This is a genomic window from Bartonella sp. P12B (genome assembly GCF_055796185.1).
The window spans coordinates 69,134-90,803 of record NZ_JBTTDI010000004.1 but is presented as its reverse complement, the minus strand read 5'-3'; the positions used below and the strand labels follow the sequence as shown (position 1 = coordinate 90,803).

The window sequence follows — 21,670 nt, the reverse complement described above, 5'->3', positions numbered from 1 at the left end:
AAAGTTTACAAGATTATTCATAAAATCCCTTGCTGTGGATTTAACATGACTGCAGTCGGAGGAAGTTACCTATTGATAAAATAAAAAACTCATTGATGAACTTGCGCACTTAATAAATCCTGCCATATCTGCTAATACCCTCGGCACTTTTAAATGCTTTATTCTACAATATCTTAGTATATACTAATCCTTTTCTCTATCAGTCTTAGAAATTATGCAAACAATAGAGATCTTTTAATCGGTATTTGCAAAATTTACAGAGCTTGTTTTGCATCATCCTTGCAAATAAACTATGACTTCAGTTGATTTTTTCTATACCACACAAGCTAAAAAATTTACTTTACGCTCTCTATCCTCCCCATCGCATTTTCATCTGCACAGAAAAACCTTTTCAAACAAAACTCATTTGTAAATTTACCCTGAAAACTGTTTTTACTGAATAAAGACCAACGTTCTTAATTGAATAGCTTCTGCTTTTAATCTAACGCATAGCAAAGGATGTCTTCAAGACAGCCAATTACCCCACGATTTAACTCAATAACATAGGAATTATATCTAAAAATACTAAAAAATGCATAATATATTCATCAAAACTGAAGAATATAATCAATTTCTTTAGATTAACTAAAAACCGTAAAGGCTGCTCCCCCTATAAACGTAAACCACAGCTCTCCGAACACCCGCTTACGTAGTTGCCCTCTCCCCTATTAATACTTAGCAGAGCTACCCTTATATGTATTTTATTACATACAGATTTTTTTTGCAAGAGCAATAAACCATGCTGAACAGCACTTTGGCATTATTCGTCTTTTTCTTCCTCATCGTAATATCAGAATCAGTATTCGCCAAACTATTTTTTCACCGCTCCTGTCTTATAAAACCAACATTCTAATCATATTAAAAATAAAATGATTACGTGAGATAAAAGTGATAAAATACTACTCAAAAATTTGTTAGAAGTATATTAAAGTTAGGAATAGGTAAATAACATAACTTAAGCTAAAAATTAAAACAATATACAAAAAGTGATAAGCATACGTTCTATCATTTTAGTCATAAATTTTTACTCTTCCTATTCTTTTCTTTATAAAAAACTTTAGTATCTAACTTTCAACTTCATAGCACCTGTTTTCATTCTCCAAAATACATAAAAATCGTTCAAAACATATCTTTACGATTGACAATATAAATATTTAAGCACAACCATAGTTACGCTAACAGAAAGCCTTTAAGTGGGGGATAGCACGAATATTATGAAAGAGATTGCATCATTTTTTTCAATGAAGCTTTTTGATTTTCATTTAATATATCTTGGTATGAAGGTGATCTTATATGTTCTCCTTAATGTGGGCATACCTGATTAAGACTTTGAATATTTCTCCATTAACATAGCAATCTGTTTTTGAACCATATGTTTATAAGGAAAAAATTTATGCAGAAAAATATTCCATCAATCAGCTGCCCCCCCTTTCCTTCCTCACGTAAAATTTACCAACAAAGTCCTGTCTTTTTTGATGTCCGTGTCCCATTGCGTGAGATTTTATTGACCGATGGCAGTGGTGAGGAACCTTTGAACACCTACGATACTTCCGGCCCATATACCGATAAAGATATGAGGATTGACATTACAAAAGGTTTACCAGCAATTGGTTCATCTTGGCTCTCTAAACGTGCTGATACTGAGCCTTATCCTGCGCGCGCCATTAAACCTGAAGATAATGGGTTAACCTATGATCCTTCCCCTATCCCAATCTTTGAACAAAAGCGTCCTATTTTGCGAGCAAAAAATGGCAAAGCAATTACGCAAATGGCTTATGCTCGTGCAGGTATTATTACCGAAGAAATGGAATATGTTGCTATACGAGAAAATGAAGGACTTGTGATACACGATCAGAAAAAAGTGCAATCAAATAAAAACTTTAATAATGCAATACCAGAAGTGTATACTGCCGAATTTGTTCGCAATGAAATTGCCTGTGGACGCGCTATTATTCCTCAAAATATCAATCATCCAGAATGCGAACCAATGATTATCGGACGCAATTTTCGTGTTAAAATTAATGCTAATATTGGCAATTCAGCCGTTACTTCATCAATGGCAGAAGAAGTCGATAAAATGGTTTGGGCTATTCGTTGGGGAGCAGATACAGTTATGGATCTCTCAACAGGGCGGAATATTCACAATATTCGTGAGTGGATTATTAGAAATTCGCCAGTACCGATTGGAACAGTTCCTCTTTATCAAGCGCTCGAAAAAGTACAAGGTATTGCGGAAAATTTAACATGGGATATTTTCCGTGATACACTCATTGAACAAGCAGAACAAGGGGTTGATTATTTTACCATTCACGCAGGATTAAGATTACCTTTTATCCCTTTGACTGTTGATCGGGTAACAGGTATTGTCTCACGTGGTGGTTCTATTATGGCAAAATGGTGTCTTCATCATCACAAAGAAAGTTTCCTCTACGAGCATTTTAATGAAATTTGTGATATCGCACGCACATATGACATCTCTTTGTCATTGGGAGATGGACTGCGTCCTGGCTCTATCGCCGATGCCAATGATGAAGCCCAATTTGCTGAACTTAAAACTTTAGGAGAATTAACAAAAATTGCTTGGGAAAAAGACGTCCAAGTTATGATTGAAGGCCCTGGACATGTTCCAATGCACAAAATTAAAGAAAATATGGAGCAACAATTAGAGCTCTGTCATGAAGCACCTTTTTATACTTTAGGACCGCTTACCACTGATATTGCTCCTGGTTATGACCATATTACATCGGCAATTGGTGCCGCTATGATTGGATGGTTTGGAACAGCCATGTTGTGTTATGTAACGCCTAAAGAACACTTAGGACTCCCAGATAAAAATGATGTTAAAACTGGTGTGATCACCTATAAAATTGCCGCCCATGCCGCTGATCTTGCCAAAGGTTTACCTCGGGCACAATTGCGCGATAATGCTCTTTCGCGTGCACGATTTGATTTTAGATGGCAGGATCAATTCAACATTTCTCTTGATCCAGATACAGCCTGTACTTTTCATGATGAAACAATGCCTAAAGAAGCCCATAAATTGGTGCATTTTTGTTCCATGTGTGGGCCAAAATTTTGTTCCATGCGTCTTTCTCATGATATTCGTGATGCAGCAACAATGAGAAAAACAAAAGATGAAGGGATGATTGTTATGTCTAAGAAATATCAAAAAAATGGTGATCTTTATATAGATGCCCTTCCTGCTCAAAAAAAGAGTGTCAACAGTTGAAAAATATTCTTATCAAAGGCGCAGGTGTAGGAGGGTTAACAATTGCCTCTATGTTACAACAAAAAGGTGTTGCTGTTACTCTCTCGGCCCCTGCTCATTCTCCTATAGGGACAGCCAGTTGGTATGCGGGAGGAATGCTAGCACCTTACTGTGAAAGAGAAAGTGCCGAACAAATTGTTGAAGACCTTGGTATACAGGCTATAGATTGGTGGGACAAAACGCTTCCCAATCTTGTTATACGACAAGGGACTCTCGTTGTCGCACCTATACGCGATAGGGTAGAGCTTGAACGATTTTCAATGCGCACACATAATCATAAAACTATGAACCGTTCAGAGATAGCTCAGCTTGAACCTGATCTTGCTGAACGCTTTAACTCTGCACTTTTCTATGAAAAGGAAGCACATTTTGATCCTCGCAAAGCACTGATGGCTTTAAAGGAAAATCTTATAAAAAATGGGGCGTGTTTTGTTGATATAGAAATATCTGAATCAAATTTTGATATTGTTATTGATGCAACTGGAATAGCGCGTTTAGGAAAAGATAAAAATATACGGGGTGTACGTGGAGAAATGCTTCTTGTCCGCAGTACAGATATTAAAATTTCTCGACCAATTCGCCTCCTTCATCCACGCATTCCTCTTTACATTGTTCCTCGGCAAGATAATATTTTTATGATTGGAGCAACAATGATTGAGAGTGATTTTGATGGTGCCATCTCTGTGAGGTCAATGATGGAATTACTCAATGCGGCTTATACCTTGCATCCAGCTTTTGCCGAAGCGGAAATTATTGAATCTGGCGTTGGTATACGACCATGCTATCCTGACAACTTTCCTTCTGTGTATAAACATGGTAATTATATTTCTATTAATGGATTTTATAGACATGGTTTCCTTTTATCTCCAGAGATGGCAAAACGAGCAATGAAGTTGGCATTGGAATAAAACATGCAAATATTTGTTAATGGTGAAAGAATCCAAACAGAAGTTATGACTCTCAGTCTAGTGCTTGAAGAATTGGGTTATGATGGAAATTGGCTTGCAACCGCTGTCAATGCAGAAGTTGTTCCCGTCGAGGAACGAAGCCAATTTATCTTGCATGAAGGAGATAAAATTGAAATTTTAAGCCCAATGCAAGGAGGCTAAAACTATGCTGAATCTTTATGGACGTAAATTTTCTTCTCGTCTTATGTTAGGTACAGCGCAATATCCTTCACCAGCAATCCTTCGTGATGCTATTTATAAAGCAAATACAGAAATTGTAACCGTTTCATTGCGCCGAGAAACCGCAGGTGGAAAACAAGGTGGACAATTCTGGCAATTTATTAAAGACCTTAATGTAACAGTGCTTCCCAATACCGCAGGTTGCTATACTGTTAAAGAAGCTGTTACAACGGCTCGACTAGCACGAGATCTTTTTAAAACATCTTGGATTAAACTCGAAATTATTGGGAATCCGGACACCTTACAGCCGAATGTTTTTTCCTTAATCGAAGCAGCGCAAATCTTAAATAGTGAAGGTTTTGAAATTTTTGCCTATACAACCGATGATCTCATCGTTGCGGAAAAACTCTTGGACGTTGGATGCCATGTTATTATGCCTTGGTGCGCTCCTATTGGCTCTGCCAAAGGTCCTCATAATACCGATGGATTGCGTTCTATCCGCGCTTACCTTCCAGATGTTACTCTTGTTATTGATGCCGGAATTGGACGCCCATCCCATGCTGCTGTTGCTATGGAACTGGGGTATGATGCGGTCCTTCTTAACACTGCTGTTGCAAAAGCAGGTGATCCTGTCTTAATGGCTGAAGCATTTTCTAAAGCTGTTCAGGCCGGACGGATAGGGTATAAAGCAGGACTGCTCGAAGCACGTGATACAGCAATTCCTTCAACACCAGTCATTGGAAAAGCCGTATTTTCATGAAACTGGATCCATTTTATCTTATCGTTGACACTGCTGATTGGGTTGAGCGCTTGGTTCCTCTTGGAATAAAACTCATACAATTGCGTATGAAAAATGAAGATCCAAAAACGATTAGCCAACATATTAAGCGTGCAAAAAATGTATGCGATAAATTAGGAGCACAATTAATTATTAATGATCATTGGAAAATAGCAATTGATGAAAAGTGCAATTTTGTTCATCTTGGACAAGAAGACTTAAGCAACGCAGATCTTCCTGCAATTCGTAAAAACGGTATAAAACTTGGTCTGAGTACACACGATGAACATGAGCTCGATATTGCAATATCCGTTAATCCTGAATATATCGCCCTTGGTCCTATTTATCCAACAATTTTAAAAGAAATGAAATGGAAACCGCAAGGATTAGAAAGAATCAAACAATGGAAAAAAAGAATTGGTGCTCTCCCTTTAGTGGGCATTGGGGGCTTAACACCAAAACGCGCCATTGGTGTTTTAAAAGCAGGCGCCAACAGTGCTGCTGTTGTAACCGATATTATCCTTCATAAAAAACCTGAACAGCGTGCAAAACAATGGATAAAGGTAACGCAAGAATGGCGTTAAGACCTTCTATTCTTATTGTTGCAGGAACAGATCCAACAGGAGGGGCGGGTGTTGTTCGTGATATAGAAACAGCTGCCCATTTTCGAATAAAAGCAAATTTAGCTCTTACCTGCGTTAACGTACAAGATGATAACCACGTGACGGAAATTGTCCCTATGGATGGCAAACTTATCGCTGCGCAAATGCGCTGTGCCTTAGAGGCTAATCCCATAAGCGCAATAAAGATCGGTATGACCGGTACACAAGCAATTATAGCAGCAATCTGTAATGTATTAGAAGACTATCCCCATATTCCCGTTATTCTTGATCCTGTACTTATCGCCTCATCAGGAGGAAAACTAACAACAGAAACAATTATTGAAACTATGATTAATGCACTTCTTCCTCATGTTGATCTTCTAACACCAAACAGAGAAGAACTTTCTCTTCTCAGCACAAGCCCCTTGGCATCTCATGATGAACAAGCAATAGAACAAGCCAAAAAACTTCTCTCTTTTGGTTCGCGCTCTATCCTAATAAAAGGTGGACATGCCGAGGGCCCTCTTGCAATCGATAGCTTAATCGATGAAACTGGAATTCTACATATCTCCACTCCACGCTTAAAGGGAACAATGCGTGGAACAGGTTGTATCCTATCAAGCGCTATTGCTGCACATTTGGCATTAAATGAATCTCTCGTTGAAGCCGTCAAAAAAGCAAAAACATATATCTACACATTATTATTAAACCACCGTAAAAAAGAGCTCTAAACTCATATATCTTATAGTGATTGATTAGTATTCTTATAATGAGATTAGCAACGAAAACATCATACAGCTTGAAGAATAATGCTATCTGGTCTATTCCTTTAAGAGATCTATGGATAAAAAAATACGATGTCAAACCAAACTCAGTACTCACTCTCCTATGAAGAGCTTCTCATTTTCTACAAAGAAAGTGGTGCTGATGCCGTGCTGGCTGAAGCACCCATTGACCGCTTTAGTCAATCAGAGGAAAAATTAAAGCAAGTAATAAACACTTCTCATCATCAAAAAATACCACCAATCATAAAGCAGCATAGCTCCCCACCGCGTAACTCTGATACGATACAACACACTCTCTCAGCCATAGAAATGGCAAAAAATGCTCACACACTTGATGAATTAAAGTCCGCCCTCCTCGCTTTTAATGGCTGCTCTTTAAAACTAACAGCAAAAAATACTTGTTTTTCAGATGGAACAGCAGGAAGTCCTCTCATGCTCATAGGAGAAGCACCCGGACGAGAGGAAGATATACAGGGAATTCCTTTTGTAGGAAAAGCAGGAATGTTACTTAATAAAATCCTCGCATCAATTGGCTTAGCAAGAAATAATGTTTACATAGCCAACACCATTCCTTGGCGCCCACCAGGAAACCGTACACCAACGCCAAGAGAAGTCGCATTATGCCGTCCTTTCATTGAACGACAAATTTACTTAGCTAATCCGCGTGTTCTTATAGCGCTGGGAGGGATTGCTATGCAATTTCTTACGGGATCTCAAAATGGAATTATTCGGACTCGGGGAAAATGGTTTACCTATGAGAGCGAAAATAATATAAAAATCCCTGTTATGCCAACTTTTCATCCTGCTTACCTTCTTCGAACACCGAGTCAAAAAAAGCTTACATGGATGGACTTTTTAGAAGTAAAAAATCTCTTAAACAACCTCTCGTAATTTCTTAAACTTCACCCTACCCCACAATATAAAGACCCTTTCGCTCATTCGCACTTAAATACAGATAGGAAAAAATTATGAAACAACCAAAAACGCCCATCTATCGTTTGGAAGATTATCAACCAACACCCTATGCTATCCCTAAAACACAGCTTTACTTTTGTTTAGACCCCCAAAAAACCTTTGTGACAGCAACATTATTCATTGAAGCACGCCAAAATACAAAAGAGAGAATGCCCCTTGTGCTTTCTGGCGATGATCTGTCATTAATTTCTGTTGCTATTAATGGCACAAAATTATCTGACGATGCCTATAAAAGCACTCCTTCATGCTTAGAGATTACAACCCCACCAGCAGCTCCTTTTACATTGCAATTGGTCACAGAACTGAATCCCGAAAGCAATCGCCAACTCATGGGGCTTTATCTTTCAAATGGTGTTTATTGTACACAATGCGAAGCAGAAGGATTTCGTCGTATCACCTATTTTTATGATCGCCCAGATGTTCTTTCCACTTATACAGTAAAAATTGAAGCAGATTCTCAGAAAATTCCCATCTTGCTTTCCAATGGAAACCTTATAGAGACAGGAATTCTTGAAGATAACCGTCATTTTGCTCTTTGGGAAGATCCTTATCCAAAACCATCTTATCTCTTCGCTTTAGTTGGTGGTGATCTTGATAAATTAGAAGATCATTTTACCACCGTCTCTGATCGGCGTATCAAACTTGGCATCTATGTTGAAAAAGGAAAAACCAAACGTGCAACCTATGCAATGGATGCGCTCAAACGTTCTATGCGTTGGGATGAGAAATGTTTTGGACGCGAATATGATCTTGATGTTTTCAATATTGTTGCTGTTTCCGACTTTAATATGGGTGCAATGGAAAACAAAGGGCTTAATATCTTTAATGATAAATATGTTCTTGCAGATCCTGAAACAGCGACTGATCAGGATTATAGAAATATCGAACGTATTATCGCACATGAATATTTTCATAATTGGTCTGGTAATCGTATTACCTGCCGTGATTGGTTTCAACTCTGTTTAAAAGAAGGCTTAACGGTTTACCGTGATCAAGAATTCTCTTCAGATCAAAATGTACGCAGCTTACAGCGAATTGAAAATATAAAAACATTGAAAGCTAAACAATTTACTGAGGATTCTGGTCCTCTTGCTCATCCTGTACGTCCGCGTCAATATAGACAAATCAACAATTTTTATACCGCAACGGTCTATGAAAAAGGTGCGGAAGTTGTTCGTATGGTGCGCACTCTTTTAGGCCCTGCTCTTTTTCGTAAAGGGATGGATCTCTATTTTCAACGCCATGATGGGCAAGCTTGCACAATTGAAGATTTTATCGCCTGTTTTGCTGAAGTTTCTCACCAAGATTTCTCACAATTCATGCTGTGGTATGAACAAGCTGGCACACCTCATGTGGTAATTGATACGGATTATAATGACGGTGTTCTAACAATTCACGCAAAACAACGTATTCCAGAAACGCCGCAACAAGACACAAAAAAGCCTATGCTTATCCCTATCGCTTTTGGGCTCTTGGGAGATAATGGAGAATCTCTCACTTATGAATCTGATACAGATATTCAATCAGACGTTATGCTTCTCTCCAAAGAAAATCAAACGTTCACATTAAGGGGATTACACGAAAAGCCTGTTTTATCACTGCTTCGAGATTTCTCGGCGCCTATCAATTTACAAACTCCATTCAATGAAAGCGAACTCACCTTTCTTGCACAAAATGACAGCAATCAGCTTAATCGTTGGCAGTCGCTTAACCATTTGATGACGCAAGCTCTTATTGAAGCTATTCAGGATAAAACACAAACAAAAGAAAACATGCCCCCTGCTTTACTAAAATTAATTGAAAACATCCTTAAAGATGAAAGTCTTGAACCGGAATTTCGCGCATTTTGTTTAAATTTACCGAGCGAAATTGAACTTGCCTATGCTATCGGTAAAAATATTGATCCAGAGCGGATTCACCACGTGCGCAATCAGTTTTTAGCTTCACTCGCACAGACACATCAGGAACTCTTCACAAAAGTTTATATGCAAATGGAAACCGATGAACCCTATTCACCAAATAGTGTACAAGTTGGAAAACGAGCATTACGCAACATTATGTTAGACTATCTTGCCATTGCGGAAGCCCAACCAAATCGTGCTGCCATACAATATGCAACAGCTGATAATATGACTGATCGCATCGCTAGTCTTACCATTTTAGTGCAGCACTTTACCGAAAGTGAGCAGACACAAAATGCCTTAAATGACTTTGAAAACCGCTACCGGCATGATCCTTTGGTCATGGATAAATGGTTTTCCATTCAAGCAATGGTTGCAGGAACATCAACACTTATCCATGTTCAAAAACTCATGGAACATCCACTTTTTTCAAAAGATAATCCCAATCGCGTACGAGCCTTGATTGGTGTGTTTGCCTCTAATAATCTAACAGGCTTTAATCGAGCTGATGGTGCATCCTATCATTTCCTTTGCCAAATCATTTTAGAAATTGACAAAAAAAATCCACAGCTTGCTTCATGGTTATTAACAACAATGCGCTCTTGGCGACAATTAGAACCTGTTCGGCAACAAAAATTTGAAACTGCATTAAAAATAATTGCAGAAGCTCACCAATTGTCAAGCGATGTCGCTGATATCATCGATCGTCTCCTCGCTTGAAATAAAAAAAATACTTATAATCAATATGTTATAACATACCTTGTAAAATCATATCAACACACTAGGCGAGAACGCTGAGCCTATAAACAGGAAGTTTAAACCTGTTTATAGGCCACATTAGAATACCTTTCCACTTCCATAATCCACATTCAATAACAGTAAAATTATTTTTTCTAAAAAAAGACTGGACAGAGGACTCCTGTTTTGATTCATTGCACTTTATGGGGTTGTTATGAATATCGAAGCAGTTTTTAAAATATATTATTCCGTAATTAAAGGAACCAGAAATGGCTAAATTGGACGCATATAATGCGCCAACAGAGGGGTATGCTAATTCAAAATCAGGCGCTGACAATCATAAAGCGCACAAGGAGCATATCAACCTGTTTTCTGGCTCAGCCTATCAAAAACTTCTTTTTATTGAACCTTGGCTGCGACGTTCACTCCCCTTTGTCATTCTTGTATTTCTTGTCGTGCTAGCAGCAATTCGTTTTATATCAATCTATGATTGGCGCCATGCGATTGATAAAAGCACACGTTCTACTCTCACTCTCTCGGCCTCTCATATTACTAATATAATTGAACATGATTTACTTGCTACTACGCAAAAGGGCAAAGTCGTTACCCTTTCTCACAATCATTTGCAAAATATCCTTACTAGTTTTAGCACTCAAGGCCTTGTCAATCCCAACACTGTTATGGCCATAGTCGATCAAAAAGGTAATGTCCTAGCTTCATCAAATTCCGAGATTATTGTAGGAAAACCTTTACAAGATTTTATCTCTGAAAGCATTGCTTTACAAGCTCTGGAAAAACATGCTGAAGTCATGAAAATCACAATAGGTAAAGATGTTGCCGCCCTTGCTGCTTTTCAGCAAACAGAAAATGGACACTATGGTGTTTTCATCAGTGAAAAAACACAGCATATCTACACGCAATGGCGCAAAATTTTCTCATTAAATATGACCCTGTTGATAGGAACAAGCGGTGTTATTTTAGCTCTCCTCTACGCCTATTACAATCAAATTATAAGAGCACGCAATACAGATTTGATTTCAGAAAAAACTCAAAATCGCATTGATATGGCAATGATGCGTGGACGCTGCGGTCTATGGGATTGGAATATGGCAAGCGGACGTGTTTACTGGTCGCGAGCAATTTATGAAATGCTTGGCTATGTTCCTCAAGATGCACTCCTCTCAATTTCCCAAATTACTGCTATTATCAACCCAAATGATGCTAATTTTTTTGATCTTGCTCAAGAATTAATGAGTGGTAAAAAAAAGCATATTGATCTTAATGTCCCCATGCGTCATGCTGATGGCCATTATATATGGATGCGTATTCGTGCTGAAGTTACCGACGAAGAAGAACCCCATTTGGTCGGTATTGCCTTCGATGTCAGTGAACAACGGCAAATCGCAGAAGAAACAGCGCAAGCTGATCTTCGAATTCGCGATGCAATTGAAAATATTTCAGAATCTTTTGTCTTATGGGATGCCGAGGAGCGTTTAGTTATGTCTAATAGCAAGTTTTGCGAATATGCAGCTATCCCTAAACAGGTTTTACAATCAGGAATCCAACGTGCAACCGTCGAAGCTATGGCTCGCCCTGCAATCAGTGAATATCCTCTCAAGGATGATGGTGATGGTAACTTAACGAGCATTCGCCAAACTGCCGATGGTTGTTGGCTTAAAATTAATGAACGCCGCACACAAGATGGAGGACTTGTTTGCATTGGTACAGATATTTCCGAACTTAAACAACAACAAGAAAAATTTGAAGATAGTGAAAGACGCCTTTTTTCTTTTATTCAAGAGCTCAAACGTGCTCGAGGAAACGCGCAACAACGTGCAACAGAAGTTGAAAAACTTAATAAAAGTCTGAAAGCAGAAAAAGAGCGCGCTGAAAGTGCTAACAAAGCTAAATCAGAGTTTTTAGCGAATATGTCCCATGAATTGCGCACTCCACTTAATGCTATTCTTGGCTTTTCGGATATCATGTTGCAATCCACCTTTGGTCCTCTTGGCTCACAACGCTACAAAGAATATATGCATGATATTTACAATTCAGGAACACATCTCCTCACACTTATTAACGATATCCTTGATATGTCCAAAATCGAAGCTGGTAGATTTTCTCTTGATTGTAAAAATATCAATCTCGAGCCCATCATCAGTGAAGCTGTACGAACACTCACGCCACAGGCCCAAGAAAAAAATATTTCTGTTACAACAAATATTGCTCCAGAACTGCACGCAGAAGTGGATGGCCGTGCTATGAAACAGATCTTTCTTAATCTCATCTCTAATGCTGTTAAATTCACACCTTCTGGAGGGAGTATTGATATCTACGCTTTTAGGAAAAAAAATAACCTTATTTGTAGAATTAAAGATACAGGCGTTGGTATTCCTCAATCAGCAATAAAAAAACTTGGACAGCCTTTTGAACAAGTTGAAAATCAGCTCACTAAAACCCATACTGGTTCAGGACTTGGTCTGGCCATTTCGCGCTCCCTATTAGAACTCCATAAAGGGAAACTTGAAATTATCTCCAAAGAAATGAAGGGAACAACTGTTACCATTACAATGCCAATCAAACAAAGTTAAATTCCTCCTTTTGTTCTCGTTGTAGCAAAATCTGTTTCCGCCAAGCCCCCCAACGATATCCAGAGATAAAACCATTCTTGCGCACAACACGATGGCAAGGAATAATTAATGCTAATTTGTTACACGCACATGCATGAGCAACTGCACGAAAAGCATTGGGCATACCAATACGTTGCGCTAACGCTTCATATGAAATTGTTGCACCACATGGAATGTTACGTAAAACTTCCCAGACTTTCTGTTGAAAGACTGTACCCCTTATATCTAAGGGAAAATTATATTTTCTTACCAACTGAGGCGTTTCTATCATTGCTACAATATGTGCAACTTCGCTCTTAAATGTCTTATCATTATCCACCTGTTTTGCATCACCAAAACGTACCATGAACTCCTGTAATAATTGTTCTGTAGTATCTCCCAACGCTATATTACAAATTCCTTTTTGAGACTTTGCCACCAAAAGCCCGCCTATCGAGACGTTTTTCAAATAAAATATTTTTTGTTGGGAAATGTTTGGCATTTTGACTTTTTATATTTTAAAGGATTTCAGCACCATAAATAAAAGAAGTTTTCTCATCACATTCTCTAAAAGGGAAAACAAAATCTCCTTCAAATTCATCTCCTGAAGGATTATTCAATAATCATACTTGCCCCATTTTATGGAATAATAGATAAAATAGTAAGAATCTCAATTTCTGTTATACTTCAATCCTATTCGTTAAATATATCATGAATATAATTTTTTATCTTAAAAGTTTTTCTATTTGTATTTTCTTCCATCTAAACAAAACCTTTATAACAACACAAAAAACAAATTTCTAAGGAAAGAGAAAAGCAAGTCTAAAAGATACTCCAAATAAAATAACTTCTCTCTTAAAAGAGAATGCTCTATATCTCTAATAAAGATAAGAGTCCCATTTAAAAATGGGGTTTTTTAAAAATTTAAGCTTGTAATAAATTAAATTTTATAAGCTATATCAACACAAAAATCATTTGTTTTATAACCAATTTCAATTTGGTCATGGGCTAATTTTTTCTTACCATAATCTGAATAACGATATTCCGCACGCACGTAGCACCAAACCATTTTTACTTTAAAGTATGATGCATAATTGGATCAAACACCGCGCTCTCTTCTTGCACGAAATCCTCTGTTCGACTGGCTCTTCCGAGCTCTTCTGAAACTACTTTGGTTTTCTTCTTCCTCGACGATTTAACATCTTTTGTGTCCTTTTTATCAGACCACATTATATCCGTATCAATACCTATAATAAAACCACTGCCAACATCAATATTGGAACCCATATAGATACTCCCTACAAAACTAGAAAGTTTTGGCAGAGACTCTTTTGCTCATTGGAGTCCATTTTACCGTATTATTTCTTAAATAACTTGCACTGATTTCATTTGAAAAATTACAAATTTGACCTCCAAGGTAAAGACCTGTTCAAGAAAACGCTGAAATTGCGATAACAGATGCTGGCTGCTCCGAAGCTATAACACCCACCGTCTGCACTGTAGAAACTAAAGTTTAAAAAAATAGAATTTGTGATTAAATATTTTGTAGTCATAAGGCTCCCCTAAAAGCTAATGTGACACACAATGGCTGGATGTTTTCATATTAAAAAAAATCTGTAGCAAAAATGATACATTATAAAAAAATAAACTATCGATTGAAAAAATCCCAAAGAATTCATGAAGATGTCTGTCTGATATGTATCTCTCTATAAGGGACAATATCACAGATATACCTTAAAAAATAAACAAAAAGGACCCTCTGCTAATAGGTAAAAAGTCTTACTCGAATTTTCTGCATAAACAATAACAGTGAGAATAATCTGATTTTAGAGAAAAATTCATCACACTAAGCATGAAAGATACAATACAAAGCTGATATACAGATTATGCTCTTTAAAAAAGATACTTAGATAAAATATAAGAAAGAAATATATAAATAAAAATCTATAATAATGAAAACATTGTAAATATTACTCATAAAAATTATTTATTTCATATTTTTAGTTTCTATTATTCAATAGCTTCTTATTATATATTAATTTTTGCATTTTAACTAACAATCACACAGAATGATTTCATAAATTATTATAAGATACATTCAATATTTCATTACGCGTGTAAAAATTGAACAGACTGATTGCCCAGTTTCCTCAAGTAATTTTTCAACACGAAGCAAATCAGGCTCTCCAACACTTCTTAACAAAAGGTCACTTAATCCAGGTGGCATATCATGAGAATCGAGAGAAGCATTTAAGCAAAGTCTTATAATTTGGCTCAAATTTGTATAAAGGCTATAGGCATGATGTAAATCAGAAATAAATGACTGATTAAGAAAACTGTTCGGTAACTGAGCTAAAATCTCCGCTGTCGTCGCACCAATTTGAAATGCAATCACATGCGTAATAAGAGCAAATTGAGCAATAAACTCTAAGTCCATAATACCACCAGACATTGTTTTCAAATCCCATCGATTCTCTGGCGGTTTTTCTTTTGCAATTAAAGCACGCATTTCACATACTGCTTTTGCTACATCCTTCTTATGACGAGGAAAAGAAATAATTTCACATACTTCATTTTCTAATTTTTGTAAAAAATCAGGATCCCCTGCGATACCCCGTGCCCGTGTTAAAGCAAGATGTTCCCATATCCATGCTTCTTTACGATAATATTTTTTAAAAAATTGAAAAGAAACAGCAACAGGCCCTTTATTTCCTAATGGCCGTAATCTTAAATCAACAGCATAAAGAATCCCTTGGCTTGTAAGAGTAGATAAAGCTGCAATCAAACGCTGTGTAAAACGAGTATAATATTGAGAAATATAAAGCGGCTTTTCTCCATCAGATATTTCCGCATCCTCATCATGTTCATAAAGCAAAATAAGATCAATATCTGAACCCGCAGTTAATTCATGACTTCCAAGCTTCCCCATACCTAGTATGCCGAAACGTCCTCCTTTAATACTACCATGAAGACTTGAAAATTCTTTTTGAACTGCAGAAAATGTTTTCGCAATCACAGTATCCGCAAGTGCAGTAAACGCAAAACCTGCTTTTTCTCCTGTAATTGTACCATTTAATATTCGAATACCAATCAAAAAACGTTGCTCATCAGCAAACCCCCTTAAGTGATCGAGAATTTCTTCATAAGACGTTATATTTTCAAGAAAACATTCAAGCCGTTTTTCGAGGTAAGTTTTTGTTGGCAATTCTGAAAAAAGAGTTGGATCTAACATTCCATCAAAAACATGTGGCTTACGTGTAATAATCTCAGCAAGACGTGGCGCAGCTCCCATGATAAGCACCAACATATCTAAAAGAGAGGGATTAGATTGTAACAAACTAAAAAGCTGAATTCCTGAAGGTAAACCTTGTAAAAAGCTATCAAAACACAACATCACTTCATCAGCCCGCTTTGTCGCACCAAAAGCTTTCAAAAGTGCTGGAGTTAATTCTGTTAATCTCTCACGTGCTTCCGCAGATTGCGTCGCTTTATAACGCCCACAATGGAGCGTACGCATAATACGACAAATATCACTTGCTCTTTCAAAACCTAAACGACTTAATGTTACTAATGTCTCTGGATCATCTTCTTCACCCGTAAAAACTAAATTGCCAATTTCTAAACCAAGTTCTTGCTCATTTTCAAATAACGCAGCATAATGTTTTTCAACAACCTGAAGTATTTTTAATAAATCACGGATAAAGCTACTGCTCTCTTGATAGCCCATCAAATAGGCAACACTCGTAAATTGAGAAATATCATTTGGAAGAAGGTGCGTTTGTTCATCTGCAAGCATTTGAATACGATGTTCCACATTTCGTAAAAAAGCATAACTTTTTATAAGGCTCTCTTTCGTTTTTTCATTGATCCAACCAAGTTTGTAAAGTTCTGCTAACATTGCAACTGTTTGACGTCCACGTAATTGAGAAAAACGTCCACCAGCAATGAGTTGTTGTGTTTGAACAAAAAACTCAATCTCACGAATTCCACCTCGCCCTAATTTTATATTATGACCATAAGCAGCAATTTGACCATAATTTTTATATGCATGAATTTGACGTTTGATCGAATGAATATCAGCAATAGCAGCATAATCTAAATATTTCCGCCATACATAAGGAAAAAGCTCTTTGAGAAAGTTAAAACCTGCCTTTTTATCGCCCGCCACTGGACGTGCTTTAATCATAGCGGCTCGCTCCCAATTTTGCCCACGCCCCTCATAATAACGCAATGCAGTCCTTACCGGTAAGGCTAAAGGAGTTGAGCTTGGATCTGGTCGAAGTCGAAAATCAAGACGAAAGACATATCCATCCGCAGTACGTTCTTGAATGATACGGATCAATCGACGGACCATTTTAGAAAATACATCAACACTGTCAGAAAGATTACCAATATGAGGGGACATTTCATCAATGAAAACAATAAGATCAATATCAGAAGAATAATTAAGTTCTCCTGCCCCTAATTTTCCCATCCCTAAAATGATTAAACCACAATCTTTTTCTGGATCATCACGACTCGACAAACTTATCTTACCATGATCATGTGCCTCTCTTAAAAGAAAACGAAGAGCTACACTTAACGCAATTTCTCCCAAACGAGTCAACCAAGTGCATGAAATTTCGTAAGTAAAAATACCACTCAAATCAGCTAACGCAATGAGAACATGTGCTTCTCGTTTTTTGCGCCTTAAAGCAGCCATTAATGAAGTTTCCTGTATAACTTCATTCTTATCAATTTTTGCAATATCATCGATGATTTCGCTCAATCTCGTTTCTATATCAACATTTAATAAGGGACTAAGATAAGATGGATTAGCAATTAAAACCTCACGCAAAAAAGGAGATAAAGTCATAACCGAGCTTATAAACTCAATTTGCTTTCCCTTATTTGAAATATAAGAAACAAGCGATTCTAATTTTTCCTTCCTTGCTTGTTCTTCAAGATCCCTCAACCATTGAGAACCACTCTCATCAAGGGGGCATAACGAGAGAAGCTGTTTTTTTAAAAAAGCATTTTTCATCTGTCCTCCCTTAAAAGGCATTGTCCCTTTTTTCTTTGCATTATACGGCAAAGAAAAAGAGCTAGAGTTATTAAAATAATGAAGCAGAAACACCTTTAAGGAAATAATAAAACAGCCCTAAGCCCTGGATTTGCATTTTCCAGTAAAAGTTCACCACCATGAAGTTTCATAACGGCTTTTGCTATACTTAAACCAATACCAAAACCGGGCTGTGTGCGACTTTCTTCAAGGCGAAAAAAACGTTCTGTTACTTTTTCACGTTTATCCGCTGCAATTCCTGGACCATTATCGCTCACGACAACCAATAAATGTTCACCACGATATTCCATCGATAAGCAAACCTTTGCTTTCCTTCCATCTTTAGATGCATATTTAATTGCATTATCGATAAGATTAAAAATTGATTGAGCAACAAGTTCACGATTCAACTTAAGCTCTTTATCAAACGTATCCCCTAAGCGAAGCAAAACACCTAATTCTTCAGCAAAAGGCTCATAAAGTTCAACGGCATCTTCAAGGATTAACTTCATATTCATAACTTCAAGATGTTCAATTGTACTACTCGCTTCAATGCGTGAAATCATTAAAATAGCATTAAAAGTACGAATAAGTTGATCTGATTCAGAAATGACCCCATCAAGTGCTTGACGATATTCAAGCTTTGTCTTTTGTCCAGAAAGCGCTTCTTCAGCACGGTTTCTAAGGCGTGTCAGCGGTGTTTTCAAATCATGAGCAATATTGTCTGATACTTGACGCAAACCAATATTTAATTCTTCAATGCGGTCTAACATAACATTAAGATTAGCGGATAATCGATCAAACTCATCGCCTACTCCAGAAACAGGTAACCGCCCACTGAAATCACCATCCATCAAGCGCTGCGATGCATCTGTCACATGATCAATCCTTTGCAAGGCTCGCCTACCAACAAAAAACCATATGAGTAAAGCACCTCCAAGCATTGCCACAAGAGCAATCATAACTGCTTTACGAATAACCACTGCAAAACGCTCTGGTTCATCCAAATCTCGCCCTATAAGGACTTTCATAGCATTGGGCAAATCAACAACAATAGCCAAAGCGCGATGTTCACTTGTTTTGCCATGTTCCCCAAAACGTGAATACAAAAAAGAATTTGCAATAAAACCGTTATGATTCAAAAGACCTAATTCAATCCGTGCAACATTGCCTGCTAAAATGCGCCCCATCGGATCAGCAACAAGATAAAGAAAAGCCCCCGGTTGTCGTGAACGATAATCAATAGTGCGCATTAATAAAGGAAGACCACCATAATTATAAGCATTTTCAATATACCTCAATTCTTCATGTAAAGCTTGCTCCGTTTGCTCCGTTAACAACGAAGCAGAAAATGCCGTCATATAAATAGAAAGTCCTGTTGCAACGAGCCCAAACAATAAAATATAAAGTACTGAAAGCCTGAAAGCAGTCGTACGGATTATATTGATCAAACGATTCATTTTTTATCATCTGGTGTTTTCAGCATATACCCAGCTCCACGTACAGTATGGAGAAGTGGAATATCAAAATCTTTTTCAATTTTTGCTCTTAAACGGGATATATGCACATCAATGACATTGGTCTGCGGATCAAAATGGTAATCCCAAACATTTTCCAAAAGCATAGTGCGTGTAACAACCTGACCAGCATAACGCATCAAATATTCAAGTAAACGAAATTCTCGTGGTTGCAATATGATATTTCTTTCCCCTCGTTTTACTGTATGTGCTAACCGATCAAGTTCGAGATTTCCTACACAATAAACAGTTTCTGCCTCTTTAGGATTTTTCCGCCGTTGTAACACTTCAACGCGAGCAAGAAGCTCAGAAAAAGCATAAGGTTTTGTCAGATAATCATCACCCCCTGCACGCAAACCCGTCACACGATCATTCACTTGCCCTAGAGCTGAAAGGATAAGAACTGGTGTCTCATTGCCCTTAGCACGTAATTCAGAAATAATAGAAAGACCATCCCGATGCAAAAGCATCCTATCAATAACCATAACGTCATAACTTTCTGTATCAGCTAAAGCATACCCAGTGTCCCCATCATAGGCAACATCAACTGAATGTCCCGCTTCAAAGAAAGCTTTTTCGAGATAACGACCCGTCTCACGATCATCTTCGATAACGAGTATCTTCATAAACACATCTCCGTTATTTTATCAAATCGTGTAGTAGGACAGAAATCTACAAGATCTCTATCCTACACCAAAAAAAGTGTTATTTTTTTAAAATTGGAAGAGCGACAAAACGATTTTGACCATTTGTTCGCACTTGTAGAAGGACAGCTTTTCGTCCTAGCTTTTGAGCGTTCTTGATTGTGTCGGTAATATCAGAAATCTTTTTAACAGATTTATTATTCACTGTCACAATCACATCACCAGGGCGTATACCTTTATCTGCTGCATCTGAATCCGAATCTACATCCGTTACGACCAATCCTAAACCATCATCAGAAGGAGCAACAATCAAACCGTAATCTTCTAATGTTTCATCTGAATTACTCCGTTCATTTGAATATTTTGTTCCCTCTTTTTTCCCTTCATCTTCAGGCATTGAAGCAAGTTTAACTTTTATATTTTCTTCCTTACCAGATCTCCAAATCCCCAACGTTACTGTTTCGTCTGGTCTAATATTTGCTATACGCTTTGCTAAATCACGAGTATCATTAATTTTTTCACCATTCACTGAAATAATGACATCTCCTGCCTTGATACCAGCCTTCTCTGCGGGCCCTTTTAATAGATCAGTGATTAAAGTACCCTTATCCTCTTTCAAACCTATCGAGTCAGCAATTTCTTTTGTTACAGGTTGAATCTGCACCCCAAGCCAACCACGTTGAACGGAACCTTTTTCGATAAGTTGTTGCACAACTTGTTTCGCTGTCGCTGCCGGAATAGCAAAAGCAATCCCAACATTTCCTCCAGAAGGAGAAAAAATTGCTGTATTAACTCCTACGACCTTTCCATTGAGATCAAAAGTTGGTCCACCAGAATTTCCTCTATTAACAGCAGCATCAATTTGAATAAAATCATCATAGGAACCTGTCCCAATATCACGTCCACGCGCTGAAACAATTCCTGCTGTCACTGTTCCTCCAAGGCCAAAAGGATTACCGATAGCAACAACCCAATCACCAACGCGAAGCTTTAAATCATCACCAAAATCAACATAGGAGAATTTTCTTTTGTCGTTTACTTTCAAGACAGCAAGATCAGTTTTTGGATCTGATCCAATGAGCTTAGCGTTTAACTCTGTACCATCATCAAGAACAACAGAATAACTTGTGCCATCAGAAACCACATGATTATTGGTCACAATATAACCATCAGATGAGATAAGAAAGCCGGAACCAAAAGCTATAGGACGGAGTCTATGTGAGCGTGAGGGGAACTTGTTTTTAGGCTTATCCAACTCATAAAACTCTTTAAAAAATCTTTTTAAAGGATGTTGATCTGGTAGTTGGTCAATACCCGGTCCACTAAAAAAATTACTAAAAAACCAATCTTCTTTCTTTTTATTGCTCTTCACTTGCACTGAAACAACTGCAGGTTTCACTTGAGAAACAATATCTGCAAATCCCGGCTGCTGCATTAACGAAGTAAATACAGAACTTGCATGAGCCGTTGTCGTCCACAAGCTTGATGCACATCCACTAAAAAACAGTGCACTTTCCAACACAGCAGAAAAGCTTACTGCAACTAATGTTTTAAAGAAAGTTTTTTTAACCATTTGGTATACGCTCCTATTCAATCATATTCTTCTCTAGATGGCGATCATGTATAAGACACCAGACCTTACCGTT

At 37.6% G+C, this 21,670-nt stretch carries 15 protein-coding genes; 9 read left to right on the top strand and 6 right to left on the bottom strand.

The window, feature by feature from the left end:
* The first annotated feature begins 1,432 nt into the window (after positions 1-1,432).
* The 9 genes from thiC to AC0QT1_RS04095 all read left to right on the top strand — a co-directional run bounded on the left by thiC (position 1,433) and on the right by AC0QT1_RS04095 (position 12,804).
* On the top strand, positions 1,433-3,268 hold the full coding sequence (thiC, locus tag AC0QT1_RS04135; protein ID WP_473200871.1) for a phosphomethylpyrimidine synthase ThiC: 1,836 nt from the start codon (positions 1,433-1,435) through the stop codon (positions 3,266-3,268).
* Positions 3,265-4,215, top strand: a complete 951-nt coding sequence (locus tag AC0QT1_RS04130; RefSeq protein ID WP_473200870.1) for an FAD-dependent oxidoreductase — start codon at positions 3,265-3,267, stop codon at positions 4,213-4,215. Before thiC ends, AC0QT1_RS04130 begins: the two co-directional genes overlap by 4 nt.
* Before the next feature lie 3 nt (positions 4,216-4,218).
* Positions 4,219-4,416 (top strand): sulfur carrier protein ThiS, encoded by a 198-nt coding sequence (gene thiS / locus AC0QT1_RS04125; RefSeq protein WP_473200869.1) that lies wholly within the window; start codon positions 4,219-4,221, stop codon positions 4,414-4,416.
* A 4-nt stretch (positions 4,417-4,420) separates the two neighbouring features.
* Positions 4,421-5,194, top strand: a complete 774-nt coding sequence (locus AC0QT1_RS04120; RefSeq protein WP_473200868.1) for a thiazole synthase — start codon at positions 4,421-4,423, stop codon at positions 5,192-5,194.
* Positions 5,191-5,796, top strand: a complete 606-nt coding sequence (locus AC0QT1_RS04115; RefSeq protein WP_473200867.1) for a thiamine phosphate synthase — start codon at positions 5,191-5,193, stop codon at positions 5,794-5,796. The genes AC0QT1_RS04120 and AC0QT1_RS04115 overlap by 4 nt, the downstream gene beginning before the upstream one ends.
* Positions 5,787-6,545: a hydroxymethylpyrimidine/phosphomethylpyrimidine kinase gene (locus tag AC0QT1_RS04110; protein WP_473200866.1), complete on the top strand. Its 759-nt coding sequence runs from the start codon at positions 5,787-5,789 to the stop codon at positions 6,543-6,545. Before AC0QT1_RS04115 ends, AC0QT1_RS04110 begins: the two co-directional genes overlap by 10 nt.
* A gap of 126 nt (positions 6,546-6,671) precedes the next feature.
* Positions 6,672-7,490 carry a uracil-DNA glycosylase gene (locus AC0QT1_RS04105; RefSeq protein WP_473200865.1) on the top strand — a complete coding sequence of 273 codons (819 nt, stop codon included), beginning with the start codon at positions 6,672-6,674 and terminating at the stop codon, positions 7,488-7,490.
* Between the two features lie 77 nt (positions 7,491-7,567).
* The gene (gene pepN / locus AC0QT1_RS04100; RefSeq protein WP_473201701.1) at positions 7,568-10,195 is read left to right on the top strand and encodes an aminopeptidase N; all 2,628 of its coding nucleotides are present in this window, start codon (positions 7,568-7,570) and stop codon (positions 10,193-10,195) included.
* Between the two features lie 287 nt (positions 10,196-10,482).
* On the top strand, positions 10,483-12,804 hold the full coding sequence (locus tag AC0QT1_RS04095) for a sensor histidine kinase (protein ID WP_473201700.1): 2,322 nt from the start codon (positions 10,483-10,485) through the stop codon (positions 12,802-12,804).
* Here AC0QT1_RS04095 and AC0QT1_RS04090 read toward each other — a convergent pair.
* From AC0QT1_RS04090 to AC0QT1_RS04065, 6 genes are all read right to left on the bottom strand, one after another.
* Positions 12,791-13,324, bottom strand: a complete 534-nt coding sequence (locus AC0QT1_RS04090) for a methylated-DNA--[protein]-cysteine S-methyltransferase (protein ID WP_473200862.1) — start codon at positions 13,322-13,324, stop codon at positions 12,791-12,793. The two genes, AC0QT1_RS04095 and AC0QT1_RS04090, sit on opposite strands and share 14 nt — an antisense overlap.
* A 569-nt stretch (positions 13,325-13,893) precedes the next feature.
* Positions 13,894-14,109: a hypothetical protein gene (locus tag AC0QT1_RS04085; RefSeq protein ID WP_473200860.1), complete on the bottom strand. Its 216-nt coding sequence runs from the start codon at positions 14,107-14,109 to the stop codon at positions 13,894-13,896.
* 811 nt (positions 14,110-14,920) lie between these two features.
* Complete coding sequence (locus AC0QT1_RS04080; protein ID WP_473201699.1) at positions 14,921-17,845, bottom strand: bifunctional [glutamine synthetase] adenylyltransferase/[glutamine synthetase]-adenylyl-L-tyrosine phosphorylase; 2,925 nt, start codon at positions 17,843-17,845, stop codon at positions 14,921-14,923.
* A 95-nt stretch (positions 17,846-17,940) separates the two neighbouring features.
* The gene (locus AC0QT1_RS04075) at positions 17,941-19,323 is read right to left on the bottom strand and encodes a sensor histidine kinase (RefSeq protein ID WP_473200858.1); all 1,383 of its coding nucleotides are present in this window, start codon (positions 19,321-19,323) and stop codon (positions 17,941-17,943) included.
* Positions 19,320-20,006 carry a winged helix-turn-helix domain-containing protein gene (locus AC0QT1_RS04070; protein WP_473201698.1) on the bottom strand — a complete coding sequence of 229 codons (687 nt, stop codon included), beginning with the start codon at positions 20,004-20,006 and terminating at the stop codon, positions 19,320-19,322. The genes AC0QT1_RS04075 and AC0QT1_RS04070 overlap by 4 nt, the downstream gene beginning before the upstream one ends.
* Positions 20,007-20,085: 79 nt before the next feature.
* Positions 20,086-21,597 (bottom strand): Do family serine endopeptidase, encoded by a 1,512-nt coding sequence (locus tag AC0QT1_RS04065; protein WP_473200856.1) that lies wholly within the window; start codon positions 21,595-21,597, stop codon positions 20,086-20,088.
* Positions 21,598-21,670: the final 73 nt, after the last annotated feature.